Origin of the sequence: Arthrobacter sp. NPDC058130 (assembly GCF_042884475.1) — a bacterium.
Taxonomy (GTDB): Bacteria; Actinomycetota; Actinomycetes; order Actinomycetales; family Micrococcaceae; genus Arthrobacter.
Genome location: NZ_JBHVTV010000013.1, coordinates 79,298 through 95,141 on the forward strand (window position 1 = coordinate 79,298; position 15,844 = coordinate 95,141).

General features: G+C 69.5%; 10 protein-coding genes and 1 tRNA gene. 3 read left to right on the plus strand and 8 right to left on the minus strand.

Features of this window, described 5'->3' with window-relative positions; all coding sequences use genetic code 11:
- Window positions 1-15: 15 nt before the first annotated feature.
- Window positions 16-1,335, plus strand: a complete 1,320-nt coding sequence (locus ACFVTM_RS18935) for an enolase C-terminal domain-like protein (RefSeq protein WP_390205452.1) — start codon at window positions 16-18, stop codon at window positions 1,333-1,335.
- A 130-nt stretch (window positions 1,336-1,465) separates the two neighbouring features.
- On the opposite strand, the gene ACFVTM_RS18940 is transcribed toward ACFVTM_RS18935, so the two are convergent.
- From ACFVTM_RS18940 to ACFVTM_RS18955, 4 genes are all read right to left on the minus strand, one after another.
- Window positions 1,466-2,626: a globin domain-containing protein gene (locus ACFVTM_RS18940; RefSeq protein WP_390205454.1), complete on the minus strand. Its 1,161-nt coding sequence runs from the start codon at window positions 2,624-2,626 to the stop codon at window positions 1,466-1,468.
- A 241-nt stretch (window positions 2,627-2,867) separates the two neighbouring features.
- Window positions 2,868-3,317, minus strand: a complete 450-nt coding sequence (locus tag ACFVTM_RS18945) for an RrF2 family transcriptional regulator (protein WP_390205456.1) — start codon at window positions 3,315-3,317, stop codon at window positions 2,868-2,870.
- A 19-nt stretch (window positions 3,318-3,336) separates the two neighbouring features.
- The gene (locus tag ACFVTM_RS18950) at window positions 3,337-3,828 is read right to left on the minus strand and encodes a hypothetical protein (RefSeq protein WP_390205458.1); all 492 of its coding nucleotides are present in this window, start codon (window positions 3,826-3,828) and stop codon (window positions 3,337-3,339) included.
- A gap of 2 nt (window positions 3,829-3,830) precedes the next feature.
- Window positions 3,831-5,249 (minus strand): phosphomannomutase/phosphoglucomutase, encoded by a 1,419-nt coding sequence (locus ACFVTM_RS18955; protein ID WP_390205460.1) that lies wholly within the window; start codon window positions 5,247-5,249, stop codon window positions 3,831-3,833.
- Window positions 5,250-5,389: 140 nt separating this feature from the next.
- Between ACFVTM_RS18955 and ACFVTM_RS18960 the strand changes: the two genes are divergently transcribed.
- Window positions 5,390-7,591: a RecQ family ATP-dependent DNA helicase gene (locus ACFVTM_RS18960; RefSeq protein ID WP_390205461.1), complete on the plus strand. Its 2,202-nt coding sequence runs from the start codon at window positions 5,390-5,392 to the stop codon at window positions 7,589-7,591.
- Here ACFVTM_RS18960 and ACFVTM_RS18965 read toward each other — a convergent pair.
- The 4 genes from ACFVTM_RS18965 to ACFVTM_RS18980 form a co-directional block, all read right to left on the minus strand.
- Window positions 7,536-9,023, minus strand: coding sequence for an MFS transporter (locus tag ACFVTM_RS18965; protein WP_390205463.1), 1,488 nt, complete (start codon window positions 9,021-9,023; stop codon window positions 7,536-7,538). The genes ACFVTM_RS18960 and ACFVTM_RS18965 overlap by 56 nt on opposite strands.
- Before the next feature lie 22 nt (window positions 9,024-9,045).
- Window positions 9,046-10,734, minus strand: coding sequence for a phytoene desaturase family protein (locus tag ACFVTM_RS18970; protein ID WP_390205464.1), 1,689 nt, complete (start codon window positions 10,732-10,734; stop codon window positions 9,046-9,048).
- Between the two features lie 113 nt (window positions 10,735-10,847).
- Window positions 10,848-10,935 (minus strand) — tRNA-Ser (locus ACFVTM_RS18975).
- A 156-nt stretch (window positions 10,936-11,091) separates the two neighbouring features.
- A complete protein-coding gene (locus tag ACFVTM_RS18980) occupies window positions 11,092-13,380 on the minus strand; it encodes a prolyl oligopeptidase family protein (protein ID WP_390205465.1) in 2,289 nt (762 codons plus the stop codon).
- 84 nt (window positions 13,381-13,464) lie between these two features.
- On the opposite strand from ACFVTM_RS18980, the gene ACFVTM_RS18985 reads away from it, so the two are divergent.
- Window positions 13,465-15,696: an FAD/NAD(P)-binding protein gene (locus tag ACFVTM_RS18985; protein ID WP_390205466.1), complete on the plus strand. Its 2,232-nt coding sequence runs from the start codon at window positions 13,465-13,467 to the stop codon at window positions 15,694-15,696.
- Window positions 15,697-15,844 lie beyond the last annotated feature (148 nt).

Genomic DNA, 15,844 nt, shown 5'->3' on the forward strand with positions numbered 1-15,844 from the left:
AGAGAGAAGATCATCGTGCCTTCCATCATTTCCATCCACTCCCAGGACGTCCGCTTCCCCACGTCGCTCGAGCTGGACGGTTCTGACGCAGTCAACGTCGACCCCGATTACTCCGCCGCCTACGTCGTCATCCGCACTGATGCGGGCGACGAGGGGCACGGCTTCGTCTTCAGCTGCGGCCGCGGCAACGAGATCCTCACGCTTGCGATCGATAGCTACGCCAAGCTGCTGCTGGGCCGCGACATCGACGAACTCATCTATGACCTTGGCGGGGCCTCGAAGCGCCTCATCCACGACTCCCAGCTCCGTTGGCTGGGCCCGGAAAAGGGCGTAACGCAGATGGCGTGCGGTGCGCTAGTGAGCGCGCTCTGGGACATCCGCGCACGGCGCGAAAACAAGCCGCTCTGGCTCCTGCTCAGTGAGATGCCGGCCGAGGAGATTGTCGACGTCGTCGACTTCACCCACATCCGGGACGCACTGAGCCCGGAGCAGGCATTGGACATCCTGCACGCGGGCGAGGACGGCAAGGCCGGCCGCATCGCGGCCCTCAAGACCGAGGGTTATCCGGCGTACACGACGTCGCCCGGCTGGCTCGGGTACAGCGACGAGAAGCTGGTCCGGCTCAGCAAGGAAGCGGCCGCCGACGGTTTTTCGATGATCAAGCTCAAGGTGGGCGGCGACATCAATGATGACCGCCGCCGGCTGGCCCTGGCCCGGCAGGCCGTCGGCGATCTGCCCATCGCCATCGACGCCAACCAGCGCTGGGAAGTCTCTGAAGCCATCGAATGGGTCAGGCAGCTCGGCGAGTTCAACCCCTATTGGATCGAGGAGCCCACCAGCACCGATGACATCCTGGGCCACGCGAAGATCCGCAAGGGCGTTTCTCCCGTGCGAGTGGCCACGGGCGAGGCCGTCGCCAGCCGCATGGTCTTCAAGCAGCTGCTGCAGGCCGGCGCCATCGACGTACTCCAGCTGGACGCCACCCGGGTGGGCGGCGTGAACGAAAACATCGCGAACCTCCTGCTCGCCGCCCGCTTCAACGTCCCGGTCTGCCCGCACGCCGGCGGGGTGGGGCTGTGCGAGCTCGTCCAGCACTTCTCCTTCTTCGACTACGCGGCCGTCAGCGGCAGCCAGGATGGACGCATGATCGAGTACGTGGACCATCTCCACGAGCACTTTGCCGAGCCGGTCCGGGTTGTCAACGGCCGCTACGCCGCACCGCGGCTGCCAGGCACCGGCGCCGAAATGCTCAGCACGTCCCGCTCCCGGTGGGAGTTCCCGGGCGGCGCGGGCTGGCTGGAGGTCGGGAACCGGGCCGCCGTTACGGGCGTGTGAGGTCAGGAAGCACCGGGTTAGTCCAGAACCGTCTCTGACCGCGGAGCGGCGCCCTCGTGCTGTCATCGATTGCTCCACAACGGCCCTTATGACGCGTCATAAGGGCCGTTGCGGAGCAATGGATGACTGTTTAGCTGGCCAGCCAGATGTCCGGGCCGAAGACCTCGTAGTGGACCTTCGTGGCCGGGATGCCGGCGTTGATGGCCTCGTTGCGGATGTTTTTCATGAACGGCAGCGGACCGCACAGGTACAGCGAGGCGTTGGCGGGCAGATCCACTTCGCGCAGGGACATGAAACCGCTCTTGGCCCCGGCCGCCGGCTGCTCGAGCCAGAGCTGAAGGTCGGCTCCGTCGAGGCGTTCGACGTCGTCGGTCATCTGGGAGCGCAGCGCCCAGCTGTCCAGCGTGCTTTCGGCGTGCAGGACCAGGACCTGGCGGTCCGAGCCGGACTCGGCGAGGGAGCGCAGAATGGACGCCGTGGGCGTGCAGCCAATGCCGGCCGAGGCCAGGACCACGGGACCGTCGCCGTCCTTGAGCGTGATTTCGCCGTATGGGTTGGAGATCTCGATGATGTCGCCGACCTGCACGTTGTTGTGCAGCACGGGGGAGACCTCGCCACCGTCGTCGAGCTTGGTGGTGAAGCTGCGGCTGGTGCCGGCGTCGCCGGAGAGGGAATACTGGCGGACCTGGCGCAGGCCGTCCGGCAGGGTGACTTTGACGCTGACGTACTGCCCGGCGAGGGCCTCGGTGATGGGGGTGTCGTCGGCCGGTTCCAGGGTGAAGGTCATGGAGCCGGTGCCGGCGGGGGTCTTGGCGGCAACCTTCCAGGGGGTCCACATCTTGCCGTTGGCCTGGGCTGCGTAGAGGCCCTTCTCGAGCTTGATGAGAGCGTCGGCCATGAGCCAGTAAACTTCGGTCCATGCTTCGGCGATTTGCGGGGTGATGACGAGTGCCAGATCGTCGGCGATGGCGGCGAAGAGGTGCTCGTAGACCACCTGGTACTGCGGCTCGGTGATGCCGAGGGAAGCGTGGCGGTGCGCGATGCGGGACAGTACGGTTTCCGGCAGAGTGCCCGGGTTGGTCACGAGGTGGCTCGCGAAAGCGGCGATGCTTCCGGCCAGGGCCTGCTGCTGGTTGCCGTTGCCCTGGTTGGAGCGGCTGAAGAGCCCGTCCAGCAGTTCGGGGTGGGCGGCGAAGAGGCGGGCGTAGAACTTGGGGGTGATCTCGCCGATCCGGGAACCGACCAGCGGCAGGGTGGCCTCGATGACCGGGAAGGACTTGTCCGAGAGCATGCTGACTCCTGAGGTAGTGGCCCGGGGTCTTCAACCGGACCGCGATGCAAATACTGTCATTTAAAATACGAGTATTTACACCTAAGTTCTACACGTTGTAGAAAACTGAGGCAAATCCGGCCATGGAATGCGGACGTGAAGGGCGTGCGAACCCGGCCTGGCGTGGAGGCCGGGACGGGCCCGGCGCAGGGCGCCTTGGGTGCCGGCGTCGGAGGCAGTGAAGGCGGGGCAGAGGGCGGGGCTAGAGTCCTGGGCGCATTCCGATCGCCTCAAAGACCGGTGCCATCTGCCGGGCGGTCGGCAGCGAGGCGATCTCGATCCCGTCGAGTTCGCGGTAAAACGCCTCGCGGGCCCGGGCAAGCGCGGCCCGGAGGCGGCATTCGGTGATGAGCGGGCAGGTCCGGCCGGTCGCCATGCAGTCCGCCGGGTCCAGGCGGGTGTCGAGCTGCCGCAGCAACTGGCCCACCGTGGCGGTCCGGCCGGCGGTGCTCAGCCTGGAGCCGCCGTTGCGGCCGCGTTCGACGTCGATCATGCCCAGGGTGCGCAGCTTCGCCATCGCCTTGCTGACGTGGTTGTACGGCGTGCCGACGGCGTCGGCGATGCTTTGGGTTGTCACGAGCTCGCCGTCCGGCGCGGCCGCGAGCACCAGCAGGGCCCGCAGGCTCACATCGGCGAACGCATTGATCTTCATATCCCAGCCTTAGGGCGGTCTAGTCCACCCAGATGGCGGGCTCGTTGGTGTCGGCGGCCAGTTGGCCGAATTCGAGTTCGTGCGTCGCGGCGTTCGCGGCGTAGGGCAGCACCGCGGCGAACAGGGAGCCGTCCTGGTGCTCGGCCGACACGTGAATGGCGTCCGAGTCCTGCTCCAGCAGCGTTATGTCACAGACGACGGCGGCGGCCCGGAACTCGTCCTTGTGCTGCCGGAGCAGCTCGTGGAGGTCCCGGATCATGGCGTCCGCGTCAAAGTCGGCGTCCGATCCGTCACTCGCGTCCGCCGGCGTCACGGCAATCAGCCGGACTTCGCCGTCGTTCTGCACCACCAGGGCGAACGGCAGGAAGCCGCCGTTGCGCTCCAGCTGCTCCTGCGCGGCGCCGACCCCGGTGCCGAGCAGGTTCTCCAGGTCCGTGGCGCTGGCTTCCGGCACGGAATCGCGCCAGGAAGCAGTGTTTCCGTTTGAGGACTCTTCGGGGTGTGCGGCCACGGCTAGCCCCGGACCAGCGCCAGGACGCGGTCGCGGACGCGTTCCATGGTGGCGGTGTCCGTGGCTTCGACGTTGAGGCGCAGGAACGGTTCGGTGTTGGACGGGCGGAGGTTGAACCAGTAGCTGCCGTCGGCGGCGATGAAGGTGCTGCCGTCGAGGTGGTCCACCTCAACGTCTTCACTGTCGAAGTCCTGCCGGACACGCTCGACGGCGGCGGCCTTGTCCTCGATTTCCGAGTTGATCTCGCCGGAGGACCGGTACGGTTCGTATTCCCGGCCGAGCTCGGAGAGCGGGCCCTGCTGCTCGCCAAGGGCGGCAAGGACGTGCATGGCTGCCAGCATGCCAGTGTCCGCGTTCCAGAAGTCGCGGAAGTAGAAGTGGGCCGAGTGCTCCCCGCCGAAAACGGCTCCTTCCGCGGCCATGTCGGCCTTGATGAAGGAGTGCCCCACACGGGTGCGGACGGCCCGGCCGCCGTGGCGTGCCACGAGTTCCGGAACGGCGCGGGAGGTCAGCAGGTTGTGGATGATGGTGGGCGTGGCTTCACCGAGGCCCTGGGCGCGGGCGATTTCGCGGCGGGCCACCATGCCGGTGATGGCCGACGGCGAGACGGGGTCACCCTTTTCGTCGATCACGAAGCAGCGGTCGGCGTCGCCGTCGAACGCCAGGCCGATGTCCGCGCCGTGCTCGACGACGGCGGCCTGAAGGTCGCGCAGGTTTTCCGGCTCCAGCGGGTTGGCCGGGTGGTTCGGGAAGGATCCGTCGAGCTCGAAGTACAGCGGCACGATGTCCAGGGGCAGCTTGGGCAGCAGGGCATCGCCAAGCACGGCCGGGGTGGTGAGGCCGGCCATGCCGTTTCCAGCATCCACCACGACCTTCAGCGGCCGTGAACCGCGCAGGTCCACCAGGGTGCGCAGGTACTCCGCGTAGCCCTTGAGGACGTCGTGCACGCCAATCAGGCCGGTGGTGCCGGCCGCGGGGATGGTGCCGGTGTTGAGGTATTCCTCGGCGCGGGCCTGGATTTCCTTGAGGCCGGTCTCGGAGGAGATCGGCACGGCGCCGGCCTTGGCCATCTTGATGCCGTTGTATTCGGCCGGGTTGTGGCTGGCGGTGAACGTGGCGCCGGCGGCGTTGAGCGCGCCGCACGCGTAGTACAGCTCGTCGGTGGAGATCAGGTCCAGCAGCTGGACGTTGGCTCCGCGGGCGGCAGCGCCGTTGGCGAAGGCTTTGGCGAACTCGGGGGAGGAAGGGCGCATGTCCCCGCCCACCAGCACGGTCTGGCCCGCAAGGTCCAGGACGTCGACGAAGGCGGCACCGACGGCTTCGACGATCTCGGCGGTGATGGATTGCCCCACGATTCCGCGCACGTCGTAGGCCTTGAACGAGGCCGAGAGGTCAAAAGTCTTTGTCTGGTCCGTAGTCACGCGTCTTATCTTACGTTGCGGCTCCAAGGCCCTGTGGAGGAGCGGTGCCGGTGCCGTTCCGGCAGGAATGTCCTTTGGTTTATCCACTTGGCCGGCGGCCGGGCTTCATGCCTGTCGGAGGGGGCTGGGATACTGAAGCAATGGCCAATAACCAGAACGCTGCACTCCTTCCCGCCTCCGACGCCGCGCTTGCCGCCGATTCCGCCGGTGTTTCCCGGACCCGGGAGCAGGCCCAGGGTGTGTTGCGGGAGCTCGTGGGCCACCCCGAGGCGGAGTTCCATGACGGCCAGTTCGAGGCCATCGAGGCACTGGTCGACGACGGCAGGCGGGCACTGGTGGTGCAGCGTACCGGCTGGGGGAAGTCGGCCGTGTACTTCGTCGCCTCCTTGCTGCTGCGCCGCCGCGGCGCCGGCCCCACCTTGATCGTGTCCCCGCTGCTGGCGCTCATGCGCGACCAGGTCGCGGCCGCCGCCCGGGCCGGCGTGCGGGCCGTCGCCATCAACTCCGCGAACCAGATGGAGTGGGACACCGTCCGCGAGCAGCTCGCCAACGACGAAGTGGATGTCCTGCTGGTCTCGCCGGAACGCCTCACCAACCCGTCCTTCCGGGAAAACCAGCTCCCCGAGCTCGTGCGCCGGACCGGGCTGCTGGTGATTGACGAGGCCCACTGCATCTCGGACTGGGGCCACGACTTCCGCCCCGACTACCGGCGCATCGCGGACCTCATCACCCAGCTGCCGGACACCGTCCCGGTGCTCGCCACCACCGCCACGGCCAACTCCCGGGTGGTGCATGACATCGAGGAGCAGCTCGGCGAGGACGTGCTGACCATCCGCGGCGCCCTGGGCCGGGATTCGCTCCGGCTGGGCGTCCTGACCCTGCCCGATTCCCGCGAACGGCTGGGCTGGCTCCTGACCCATTTGCAGGACCTGCAGGGCAGCGGCATCATCTACACGCTCACGGTCTCCGCGGCCGAGGACACCGCACGTCTCCTGGCCGAGGCGGGGCACGAGGTGCTCGCCTACACCGGCCGCACGGACCCCGCGGACCGGGAACGCGCCGAGCAGCTCCTGAAGGACAACCAGGTCAAGGCGCTCGTGGCCACATCCGCCCTCGGCATGGGCTTCGATAAACCGGACCTCGGCTTTGTGGTGCACCTGGGCGCGCCGTCCTCGCCGGTGGCGTACTACCAGCAGGTGGGCCGTGCCGGGCGTGGTGCGGCAAACGCCGATGTCCTGCTGTTGCCCGGGTCGGAGGACCGCGACATCTGGCAGTACTTTGCCACCGCGTCCATGCCGTCCGAGGAAAAGGCTGCCGCCGTCCTGACGGCCCTCGCCGAGGCCGGAACGGCGGTGTCGACCGTGGCGCTCGAGGCCCGGGTGGACCTGCGCCGCACGCCGCTGGAGCTGCTGTTGAAGGTCCTGGCCGTGGACGGCGCCGTCGAGCGCGTCGGCGGCGGCTGGCGCTCCACGGGACAGCCGTGGAACTACGACGCCGAGCGGTACAGCCGGATCGCCGAGGCCCGGGTGGATGAACAGGACTCGATGGTCATCTACCAGGACACCGCCGGGTGCCGGATGGAATACATCACCTCGGTGCTGGACGACGAAACAGCCCACGCGTGCGGCCGCTGCGACAACTGCGCGGGCCGCTGGTTCCGGGCCGATATCGCCCAGGCCGCCACGGAAGCCGCCGGGCAGACTCTCCGCCGGGCCGGCGTGGTCCTTGAGCCGCGGCTGCAGTGGCCCAGCGGCATGGACCGTCTGGGCGTGCCCGTGAAGGGAAAGATCAAGCCGGACGAGGCCCTCGCGGACGGCCGCGTGCTGGCGCGCCTGACGGACCTCGGCTGGGGCGGCGCACTCCGCGAGGCCTTCGCCGCCGGCGCGCCGGACCGGGCCGTGGGCCCCGGCATGCTGCAGGCCTGTGTCCAGGTGCTCCGGGAATGGGGCACGGGAGATGCCCGGACGCCGGGCTGGAGCGGGGCCGGCCGGCCGGCCGCGATCATCAGCCTGCCCTCGCGCGGGAAACCGCTGCTGGTGGACTCCCTGGCCCGCGGGATCTCCGAGATCGGCCGCATCCCGTATCTGGGCCAGCTGCAGCTCAACCACGGCGGCCCGACGGGCGCTCGCGGCGGCAACAGCGCCTACCGGCTCGCCGGAGTCTGGGACCGCCTGGCGGTGGGACCCGAGCTCGAGGACGCGCTGGCGGGAATCCGTGGCCAGAGCGTGATGCTGGTCGATGACCTCGTGGACAGCCGCTGGACCCTGACGGTCTCTGGGCGGGCTCTCAGGCTCGCCGGCGCCGGCGCCGTTCTGCCGCTGGTGCTCGGCCAGGCCGGCTGACCTCGGCCCCGGCGTTGCGGGGGAGGGCCAGGCTGTCCAGGGTGCTCAGGAGCATCAGGACCGCAATGGCCACGAACGCGGCCCGGTACGGCGCCGCCGGGTCACCGCTGGCGGAACCGGCGGCGACAGCGGCAGATCCCAGGACGTGGCTGCCCGCCTCGAAGACCCGCAGCAGCAGAGCCCCCACCGCGATCCCCGTCGCGGTGGAAAGCTGCACCAGCGTGGCGGAGACGGCGTTGGCGGACGGCAGCTGGGCCGGGACAACGTCCGCGTACTGGACCGAAGCGTAAGCCGAGAACCCGATCGAGCGGAACGCCCCGCTGGCCACCAGCACGGCGACAATCAGCGGCTCCGGCGTGCCGGCGTCGAGCAGTGCGCACAGCCCAAACGTGGCCGCGGAGGCCAAGGACGCGAACACCAGAACGGGCTTGAAACCGAACCGGCGGATCAGCGGCGTCGTGGCGGGCTTGATCCCGATGTTCCCCACGAACACGGCGGACACCATCGCCCCGGCGTGCAGCGGATCCCAGCCGAAACCGGCCTGGAACATCAGCGGCAGCAGGAACGGCACGGCGCTGATGGTCAGCCGGTACACAAAACCTCCCGTCGCCGTCGCCCGGAACGTCCGCGCGCCGAAGACGGACAGATTGAACAGCGGCGTGCTGGTCCGCCGCATCCATGTCACGGCTGCGGCCAGGAACAGCAGGCCCGCCACGATCCCGGCCGCCGCGAGCAGTCCGGCGTCCCGGCCGCCCGTCAGTTCCAGGCCGACCAGCAGGGAGCCCACCCCGAGCGTGGTCAGGGCCAGGCCCAGCCAGTCGAGGCGCCGCGTGCGGTCGCCGCCGACTGCCGGGACCAGGCGCAGCGCGGCCAGGAACGCCGCCAGGCCCAGGGGGAGGTTGACCAGGAAGATCCAATGCCAGGACAGGTAGGTGGTGAGCGCCCCACCCACGAGCGGGGCCAGGACCGGTGCCAGCAGCCCGGGCCACACCAGGAAGGCGGTGGCCCGCAGCAGGTCCTTCTTAGGAGTTCCGCGGAGCACCACCAGCGTGCCGACCGGGACCATCATCGCGCCGCCGGCGCCCTGCAGGACACGGCTCAGGGTCAGCATGGTGAGGTCCTGGCTGAGCGCGCACAGCAGTGATGCCGCCGTGAAGATTGCGATGGCGAGGCAGAATACGCGGCGCGCGCCGAGCCGCTCCGCGAGCCAGCTGCTGAGCGGGATGCCCATCGCCACCGTCATCAGGTAGGCCGTCATGGTGATGTTGACGTCGGCGGCCGGCACCGAAAAATCGGCGGCGATGCTGGGGATGGCCGTGGTCAGCACGGTCCCGTCGAGGAATTCCATGAAGAACGTCGCCGCCACCAGCAGGGCCAGCCGCGGGCTCCAGCTGTCCGCGGCCGGCCCGGCGCTGCCGGAGGAGCCTTTCATGCGGGGGTCCTCCACGTCCGGTTCACGCATGGCGGAGCGCCGGTTCAGATTCCAGCACGGCCATGGCGGCGTTGTGCCCGCCGATGGCACTGACGGCGCCGCCGCGCCGGGCACCGGAGCCGCAGAGCAGGATCTGCGGATCATCCGTTGCCACGCCCCAGCGGCGCGCCGGGGTGTCCAGCGGTTCGCCGTCCTCCACGAACGGCCAGTCGAGGCCGCCGTGGAAGATGTTTCCGCGGGGCATGCCGACGGCGCGTTCAATGTCCAGGGTGGTCTTGGTTTCGATGCAGGGCCGCCCGTCCGCGTCCGTCAGCAGCAGATTCTCGATGGGCTCAGCCAGGACCGAGTTCAGCGATGCCAGGACGGCGGATTGCAGTTCGGCGCGCCGGGCATCGTTGGTCTCCGCCGTGACCAGCCGATCCGGGACGTGCAGGCCAAACACCGTCAGCGTCTGGGCGCCCGCGGCCTGCAACTCCGGGGACAGGATGCTGGGGTCGGTCAGCGAATGGCAGTAGATCTCGCACGGCAGCGGCGAGGGCACGGATCCGGCGGCCGCGGTGCGGTAGGCGGCGTCGAGCTGGGACCACGTCTCGTTGATGTGGAACGTCCCGCCGAACGCGGCCTCCGGGCTGACCGATCCGTCCAGCAGCTCCGGGAGCCGCTTAAGCAGGAGGTTGACCTTGACCTGGGCGCCCTCGCGGCGATGGTTCGGGTTCCCGGCGGCGGCGGCCAGTCCGGGCGAAGCGGGGCCGGGGGCTCCCGGGGACGCGCCGCCGTCGGGCTGACCGCCGGGCTGCGGGCTGCGCAGTCTGTCGAGGACGGCGGGTGCCACATTGGACAGGACCCACGTGGCGGTTGCCGTGTGGTCCTGGCCGCCGTGGCGGTAGTCCACGGCGCCGCCGGGCCGGACGGCCGTGACGTCGGCCGAGGTCAGGATGGTCGCGCCGGCTTCGCGGGCGGCCCGCTCGAGCTCGCCGGACACGGCGCCCATGCCGCCGACCGGCACGTCCCAGTCGCCGGTCCCGCCGCCGATCAGGTGGTACAGGAAGCAGATGTTCTGCTGCAGGTCCTCGTCCTCAGCCCGGGCGAAGGTCCCGATCAGTGCATCCGTCAGGACCACGCCGCGGACCAGGTCGCTGCCCAGTTGCTTGCTGATGACCTGACCGATGGGGTGTTCGATCATGGTCTCCCACGCCTCGGCGGCCCCGGCCCGGGCGGCCAGCGACCGCGCTTCGGACCGCGGCAGCAGCGGCGACGTCATGGTCGGCCACAGGGCTTCTGTGAGCTTCCGGCAGGCGGCATAGAAGGCGGTGAAGGCGCGGAACTCGCCGTCGGGAGCGCCGACGACGGCGAAGGACGTCGCGGTGACGGCCTCGTCCCCGTTGTCCACCAGCAGGGCCCGGCTGCCGTCCGCGGGGTCCGGGGTGTAGGAGGAATAGCGGCGCCGCGCCAGCGTGATGCGCAGGCCGAGGTCCTCGATGATCTGCCGGGGCAGGAGGCTGACGAGATAGGAGTAGCGCGAGAGGCGGGCGTCGACGCCGTCGAACGCGTGCGCGGACACCGCGGCGCCGCCGGGGTGCTCCAGCTTTTCCAGGACCAGGACGTCCCGCCCGGCTTTGGCCAGGTACGCGGCCGCGGCCAGGCCGTTGTGGCCGCCGCCGACGATGATGGCGTCAAATTCCTTGTTGCCCGACACGGGGTTGCTCGACATGGGCCTATCCTGCCACCCGGATCCGCCGGCGGGCGCGCGGCGTCCGGCCACCGGACGAGGGTTGGGGCGCCCGGGAACGCAAAAGGCCCCGGTCCGAGGACCGGGGCCAAACGCGGAGACGGGGGGATTTGAACCCCCGGTGGAGTTGTGCCCCACACTTCATTAGCAGTGAAGCCCATTCGGCCGCTCTGGCACGTCTCCAATTGCTATTAACTAGCCAACCAAGGATACGCAGAAGGTGCCACGCAGTGCAAAACGGCCACTCCCAAGCAACGCGGGGTCACCTCCGGGCCCGTCCGGAGCGCCCCACAGGCGCGAAATGACCCCGCGTTGCCGGGTGCCGTCAGGGCTGCGGGATCAGTCCTCCCGGCCGGCCAGGGCACGCCACAGGAAGTGCTGGCTGCGGCTCTGCAGGGCCGCAGCCTGCCGGTTGTCCGAGGCGCCGGCGTGGCCGCCCTCAAGTGCCTCGTGGAACCAGACGTTGGGGATGCCCATGGCCTGCATGCGGGCCGCCATCTTCCGGGCCTGGACGGGCCCCACCCGGTCATCCGAGGTCGCCGTCCAGATGAACGTCTCGGGGTAGTCCACGCCGTCCTTGAGCAGGTGGTACGGGGAGAACGTCCGAAGGAATTCCCACTGCTCGGGGTCGTCGGGGTCGCCGTATTCGCCGATCCAGGAATAGCCGGCAGAGAGTTTGGTGTACCGGCGCATGTCCAGGAGCGGCACCCCGCAGGACACGGCGCCGAACAGTTCCGGGTACTGCGTGAGCATGTTGCCCACCAGCAGCCCGCCATTGGACCCGCCCACGCAGCCGAGCCGCTCCCTTGACGTGACACCGCGGGAGATCAGGTCCTTCGCCACGGCGGCGAAGTCCTCGTACGCGCGGTGCCGCTTGCCCTGCAGCGCGGCGCGGTGCCAGGCCGGCCCGTACTCGCCGCCGCCGCGGATGTTCGCCACGACGTAGACACCGCCGCGCCGGTGCGGGGCCGTGCCCTCGGCGCCGCTGGACTCCGCGGTGCGCCGCTCCAGCCACGCCCGGCCAATCGCGCCGCTGTACGAGGGGGTCCGCGAAATCTCGAAGCCCCCGTAGCCGGACAGCTGGGTCGGGTTCTGGCCGTCCAGGACCAGATCCTTGGCGGCCACCTGGAAGTACGGAATCCTGGTGCCGTCGCTGGACACCGCGAAGTGCTGCTGGACTTCGTAGTCGGCCTCGTTGAAGAACGACGGCGCGGTCCGGATCACCTCGTGTGTGCTGGTCACGCCGGCCCCGGAGCCACTGTCGCGGGCGAGTGTCCCGCGGGTCAGGGTAGTGGGCGTCGTGAAGCCGGTGGCCACGAGCCAGAAGTCGTTCCCTGCGCCTGGAGCCTCGCCCTCGGCCACCGAGGCGGCGCCCCCGGTGCCGTCGTCGTCCGAGCCGTCGGCGTCGTCTTCGTCATCCACGGCGAAGGCATTGACGTCGTGCAGGGGCGGGCAGGCGTCCAGCACGGTGGCCTCCCACGCGGCATCCGTCCCCGGCCGCCGCGGATCCAGGACGTGGATCTCGGAGGACACGTCCCGGAGCAGGTTCAGCAGCAGGAAGTCCCGCGTCCAGCTCCAGGACTGCAGGGAGGTGTGCGGATCGGGGGTGAAGAGCACTGCGAGTTCCCGGGAACCTGCCAGGAAGTCCTCGAACCCGGCCGCGAGCAGGGAACCGGCCGGGTGCGTGGTGCCGTTGACGGTCCAGTCGCGCTGCGGGCGGAACAGCAGCCATTCGCGGTGCGAGCTCAGGTTCACGTCTGCGGGCACGTCGAGCTGCACCCACTGACCGTCGCGCAGCACGGAGGTGTTCTTCTCGAAGAAACTGATCCAGTCGACCGCAAACGTGCGCTCGAAGCCCGGCGTGGAATCGTGGGCCACGATCGCCATCATGTGGTCCTCGGGGATGTCGAACAGCTGCTCGGCCTGCGCGAGGGAATCTCCACGGCGCAGCTTTACACCGGTCCGCGCGTACGACGAGGTGGTCCGGGGCAGGCCCTGCGCGGTGGTGGCGACGAGCAAGGTGTCCCCATCCAGCCAGGAGGCGTTGCCCTTGCCGGTGGGCAGGTCGAAGCCGCCGTCGGCGGGGTCCACGAAGCCGCGCGCCTCGACGTCGAACTCCCGGTGGCGGTTGGCGTCACCGCCGTCGGGGGAGAAGGCCAGCAGGGCCCGGCGGTGGGGTTCGCCCGGGGCCGGGCGGAGGAAGTTGGCGCCGTGAAAGACCCAGTCCTGGCCCTCGGCGGCGGCGAGGGCGTCGACATCCAGCAGGACATCCCACGCGGGAGTCCCGGCCCGGTAGCTGTCCCAGCTGGTCCGCCGCCACAGGCCCCTGGGGTTGTCGCGGTCCTTCCAAAAGTTGTAATACCACTCGCCGTGCTTGCCCACCATGGGGATCCGGTCAGTGGAGTCGAGGACCTCCAGGATCCTGCCTTCCAGGTCGGTGTACTCGGCATCCTCGAGGAGTTCCTCGGTGCGGGCGTTCTGTTCACGGACCCACGCCAGCTGTTCTTGGCCGTAGATGTCCTCCAGCCAGATGTTCTCGTCAACAGGTTCGGGGGAAGTCCCTCCAGTCGGGAGGGCGCCGGTGGCTTGGCCGGACGCGGACGGGTGATCAGCTTCTGTGGTGGTCATTTTTCAATCCAAGAACATCGGTGCGGCAGTAGCAAGTCACGCGGGCGTCAAGCCAGCGGCCGGGTTGCCGATACTCTGGATGCCGTGGGCACATCGCGAAGCAGCCGGACGGCACTGATAGGCGCCGGTCCCCGGGGCACGAGCGTGCTGGAACGGCTGCTCGCGAACTGGGTCTCCGCCGGCTCCGCGGGAACCCTGCACATCGACGTGATCGACCCTTACCCGGCAGGCCCCGGGCATGTCTGGCAGCCCGGACAGTCGCGGCTGTACCTGATGAACACGCAATCCTTCTACCCCACGGTCATCCCCGAGGACCGGGAGCTTGCCCCGCCGCTGGCCGGGCACACGTTCGACCAGTGGCGCGAACTCCAGCAACGGCGCCCGGTTCCAACACTTACTGACGAGGAACGGGCCGAGGTGTCAGGGCTCGGCGAGACGGACTTCCCCAGCCGCGCCCTGTACGGCCGCTACCTGCGGTGCACGCTCGAGGAGCTGCTCACCGCCCTGCCGGCCGGCGTCACCGTGGACTTCCACCAGGCGACGGCGGCGTCCGTCCGCCCTGCCGGGGGGCCCACTGGTCCGGCGGCCGAACCGGGGGAATTAGGCGAACAGACGGAATTTGCCGAACCGGTGGAATTAGCCGAACAGACGGAACCGCCGGCGCGGTTCGACGTCGTGCTCGACGACGGCACGGTGCTGACCGTCGACTCCGTGGTGCTGGCCATGGGGCATCTCGACGCGCAGTTGAACGCCGAACAGCGGGAGCTGCTCTCCGCAGCGGAGGAACTCGGGCTTCTGTACGTGCCGCCGGCGGCGCCGGCCGACGTCGACTGGTCCGTGGTGCCGGCCGGCAAGCCGGTCCTGGTGCGCGGCATGGGCCTGAACTTCTTTGACGTGATGGGACAACTGACTGAAGGGCGGGGCGGCCGGTTCCTTGCCGGGGAGGGCAACGGTGAGCTGACGTATGTGCCGTCCGGCCGCGAACCGCTGATCATCGCAGCCTCACGCCGCGGAACCCCCTACCGGGCGAAGGCGACCCTCACCGGCTACTACCCCGGCGCAGTCCAGCTGCGCTACTGCACCGAACGCGCGATCGCGAAGTTCGCTGGCTCCGGAATCCGGCCGTCATTCGACTACGACCTCTGGCCCCTTCTGCACCGGGACGCGATCTGGGCCTACTATTCGACGCTCGCGCGCTCGCAGCCCGACGCCATCCTGACCGACCCGGCCGAGTTCCTGCGCGCCCTGGAGGAGTCCCTGCGGCCGCACGCGCACTCAACCGGAAAGTGGGAGAACGCCGCGGATTCGGTGATTGCTGTCCATGTCCGGGCAACCGGCCGCCTGGACCTGCCCGGCCTCGCGGCGCCCCTGGCCGGGCGTTCGTTTGGCTCCCGGGCTGAACTGGACGCCGCCGTCGTCGACTACCTGCTCGACGACGCACGGCGCTCTGCACTGGGCGAGGACGACCCCGTGAAGATGGCGATCGGCGCCCTGCACCACGGCCGGGCGGTGCTCAAGACCGCTGTGGCCGACAGCGGCATCACTGACGAATCCTGGGTCGCGGGCCTCCGCGGCTGGTTCGAGTCCTTCGTGGAAGGCCTGGCGAGCGGCCCGCCGGCGCTGCGCGCAGCGCAGCTCGCGGCACTGGCTCGGGCGGGGGTGGTGCGTTTCGTGGGCCCGGACCCCAAGTTTGGCGTGGACCGCCGGGCCCGGACGTTCACGGCGGCGTCGCCCTGGGTGGGCGGCGAAACCGATGAAAGCGCCGGCGAAGAACCGGAGGGCGCCGGCAAACGTGGTGCGGAACGGGACTCTGTTGGTGCAGTCGCTGGGGGCGTGGGCTCCGTTGGTGCTGCTGGTGCTGCGGGTGGAGCTGTGGGTGGCGCCGCCATACTGAGCGCCGGTGCACGGGGCGGGGGAACGGCGAGGGCGCGGACCGAGAACGCCGTGCCGGGCGCAGTGTCCGCGGCGGCGATGATCGAGGCGCTGGCACCGGCCAACCGTGTGGCCGTCAACTCCTCGCCACTGCTGGAACAGCTGCTCGCCGAGGGGCTGGTGCGTCCGCGGCTCATGATGACCGTGGAGGGAACCCCGGTGCAGACCTCCGGGCTGGACGTGGTCGCACATCCGTATCGGCCTCTGGGGGCCAACGGGTCCGTGACCCCGGGACTGTATGTGCTCGGGCTCCAGCTCTCCGCCACGCAATGGGGCACGGCCATCGCCGCCGAGGCCCTGCCGAAGTCGGGCCCCGTCTACCGCAGCGGCCAGCGGACCCTGCGCGACGCCGACGAGATCGCCCGCGACATCCTGGCCCGCTAACCGCCCGCCCGCCCAAGAGTGGACATGCCCTCGCTTAGCGCCGGGCAATGGACAGTTGGTGCTTATGTCCAGTGCTGCGGGCCAGTGGTGGGCATGTGCCGTGGCTCGCCCGTCTCTGAAGAATGGACATGCCCTCCCTTGGCGCCGA

Coding starts and splice junctions, on each gene's coding strand:
- ACFVTM_RS18960 (WP_390205461.1), top strand. CDS start 5,390: ATGGCCAATAACCAGAACGCTGCACTCCTTCCCGCCTCCGACGCCGCG.
- ACFVTM_RS18980 (WP_390205465.1), bottom strand. CDS start 13,380: ATGACCACCACAGAAGCTGATCACCCGTCCGCGTCCGGCCAAGCCACC.
- ACFVTM_RS18970 (WP_390205464.1), bottom strand. CDS start 10,734: ATGTCGAGCAACCCCGTGTCGGGCAACAAGGAATTTGACGCCATCATC.
- ACFVTM_RS18940 (WP_390205454.1), bottom strand. CDS start 2,626: ATGCTCTCGGACAAGTCCTTCCCGGTCATCGAGGCCACCCTGCCGCTG.
- ACFVTM_RS18945 (WP_390205456.1), bottom strand. CDS start 3,317: ATGAAGATCAATGCGTTCGCCGATGTGAGCCTGCGGGCCCTGCTGGTG.
- ACFVTM_RS18965 (WP_390205463.1), bottom strand. CDS start 9,023: ATGAAAGGCTCCTCCGGCAGCGCCGGGCCGGCCGCGGACAGCTGGAGC.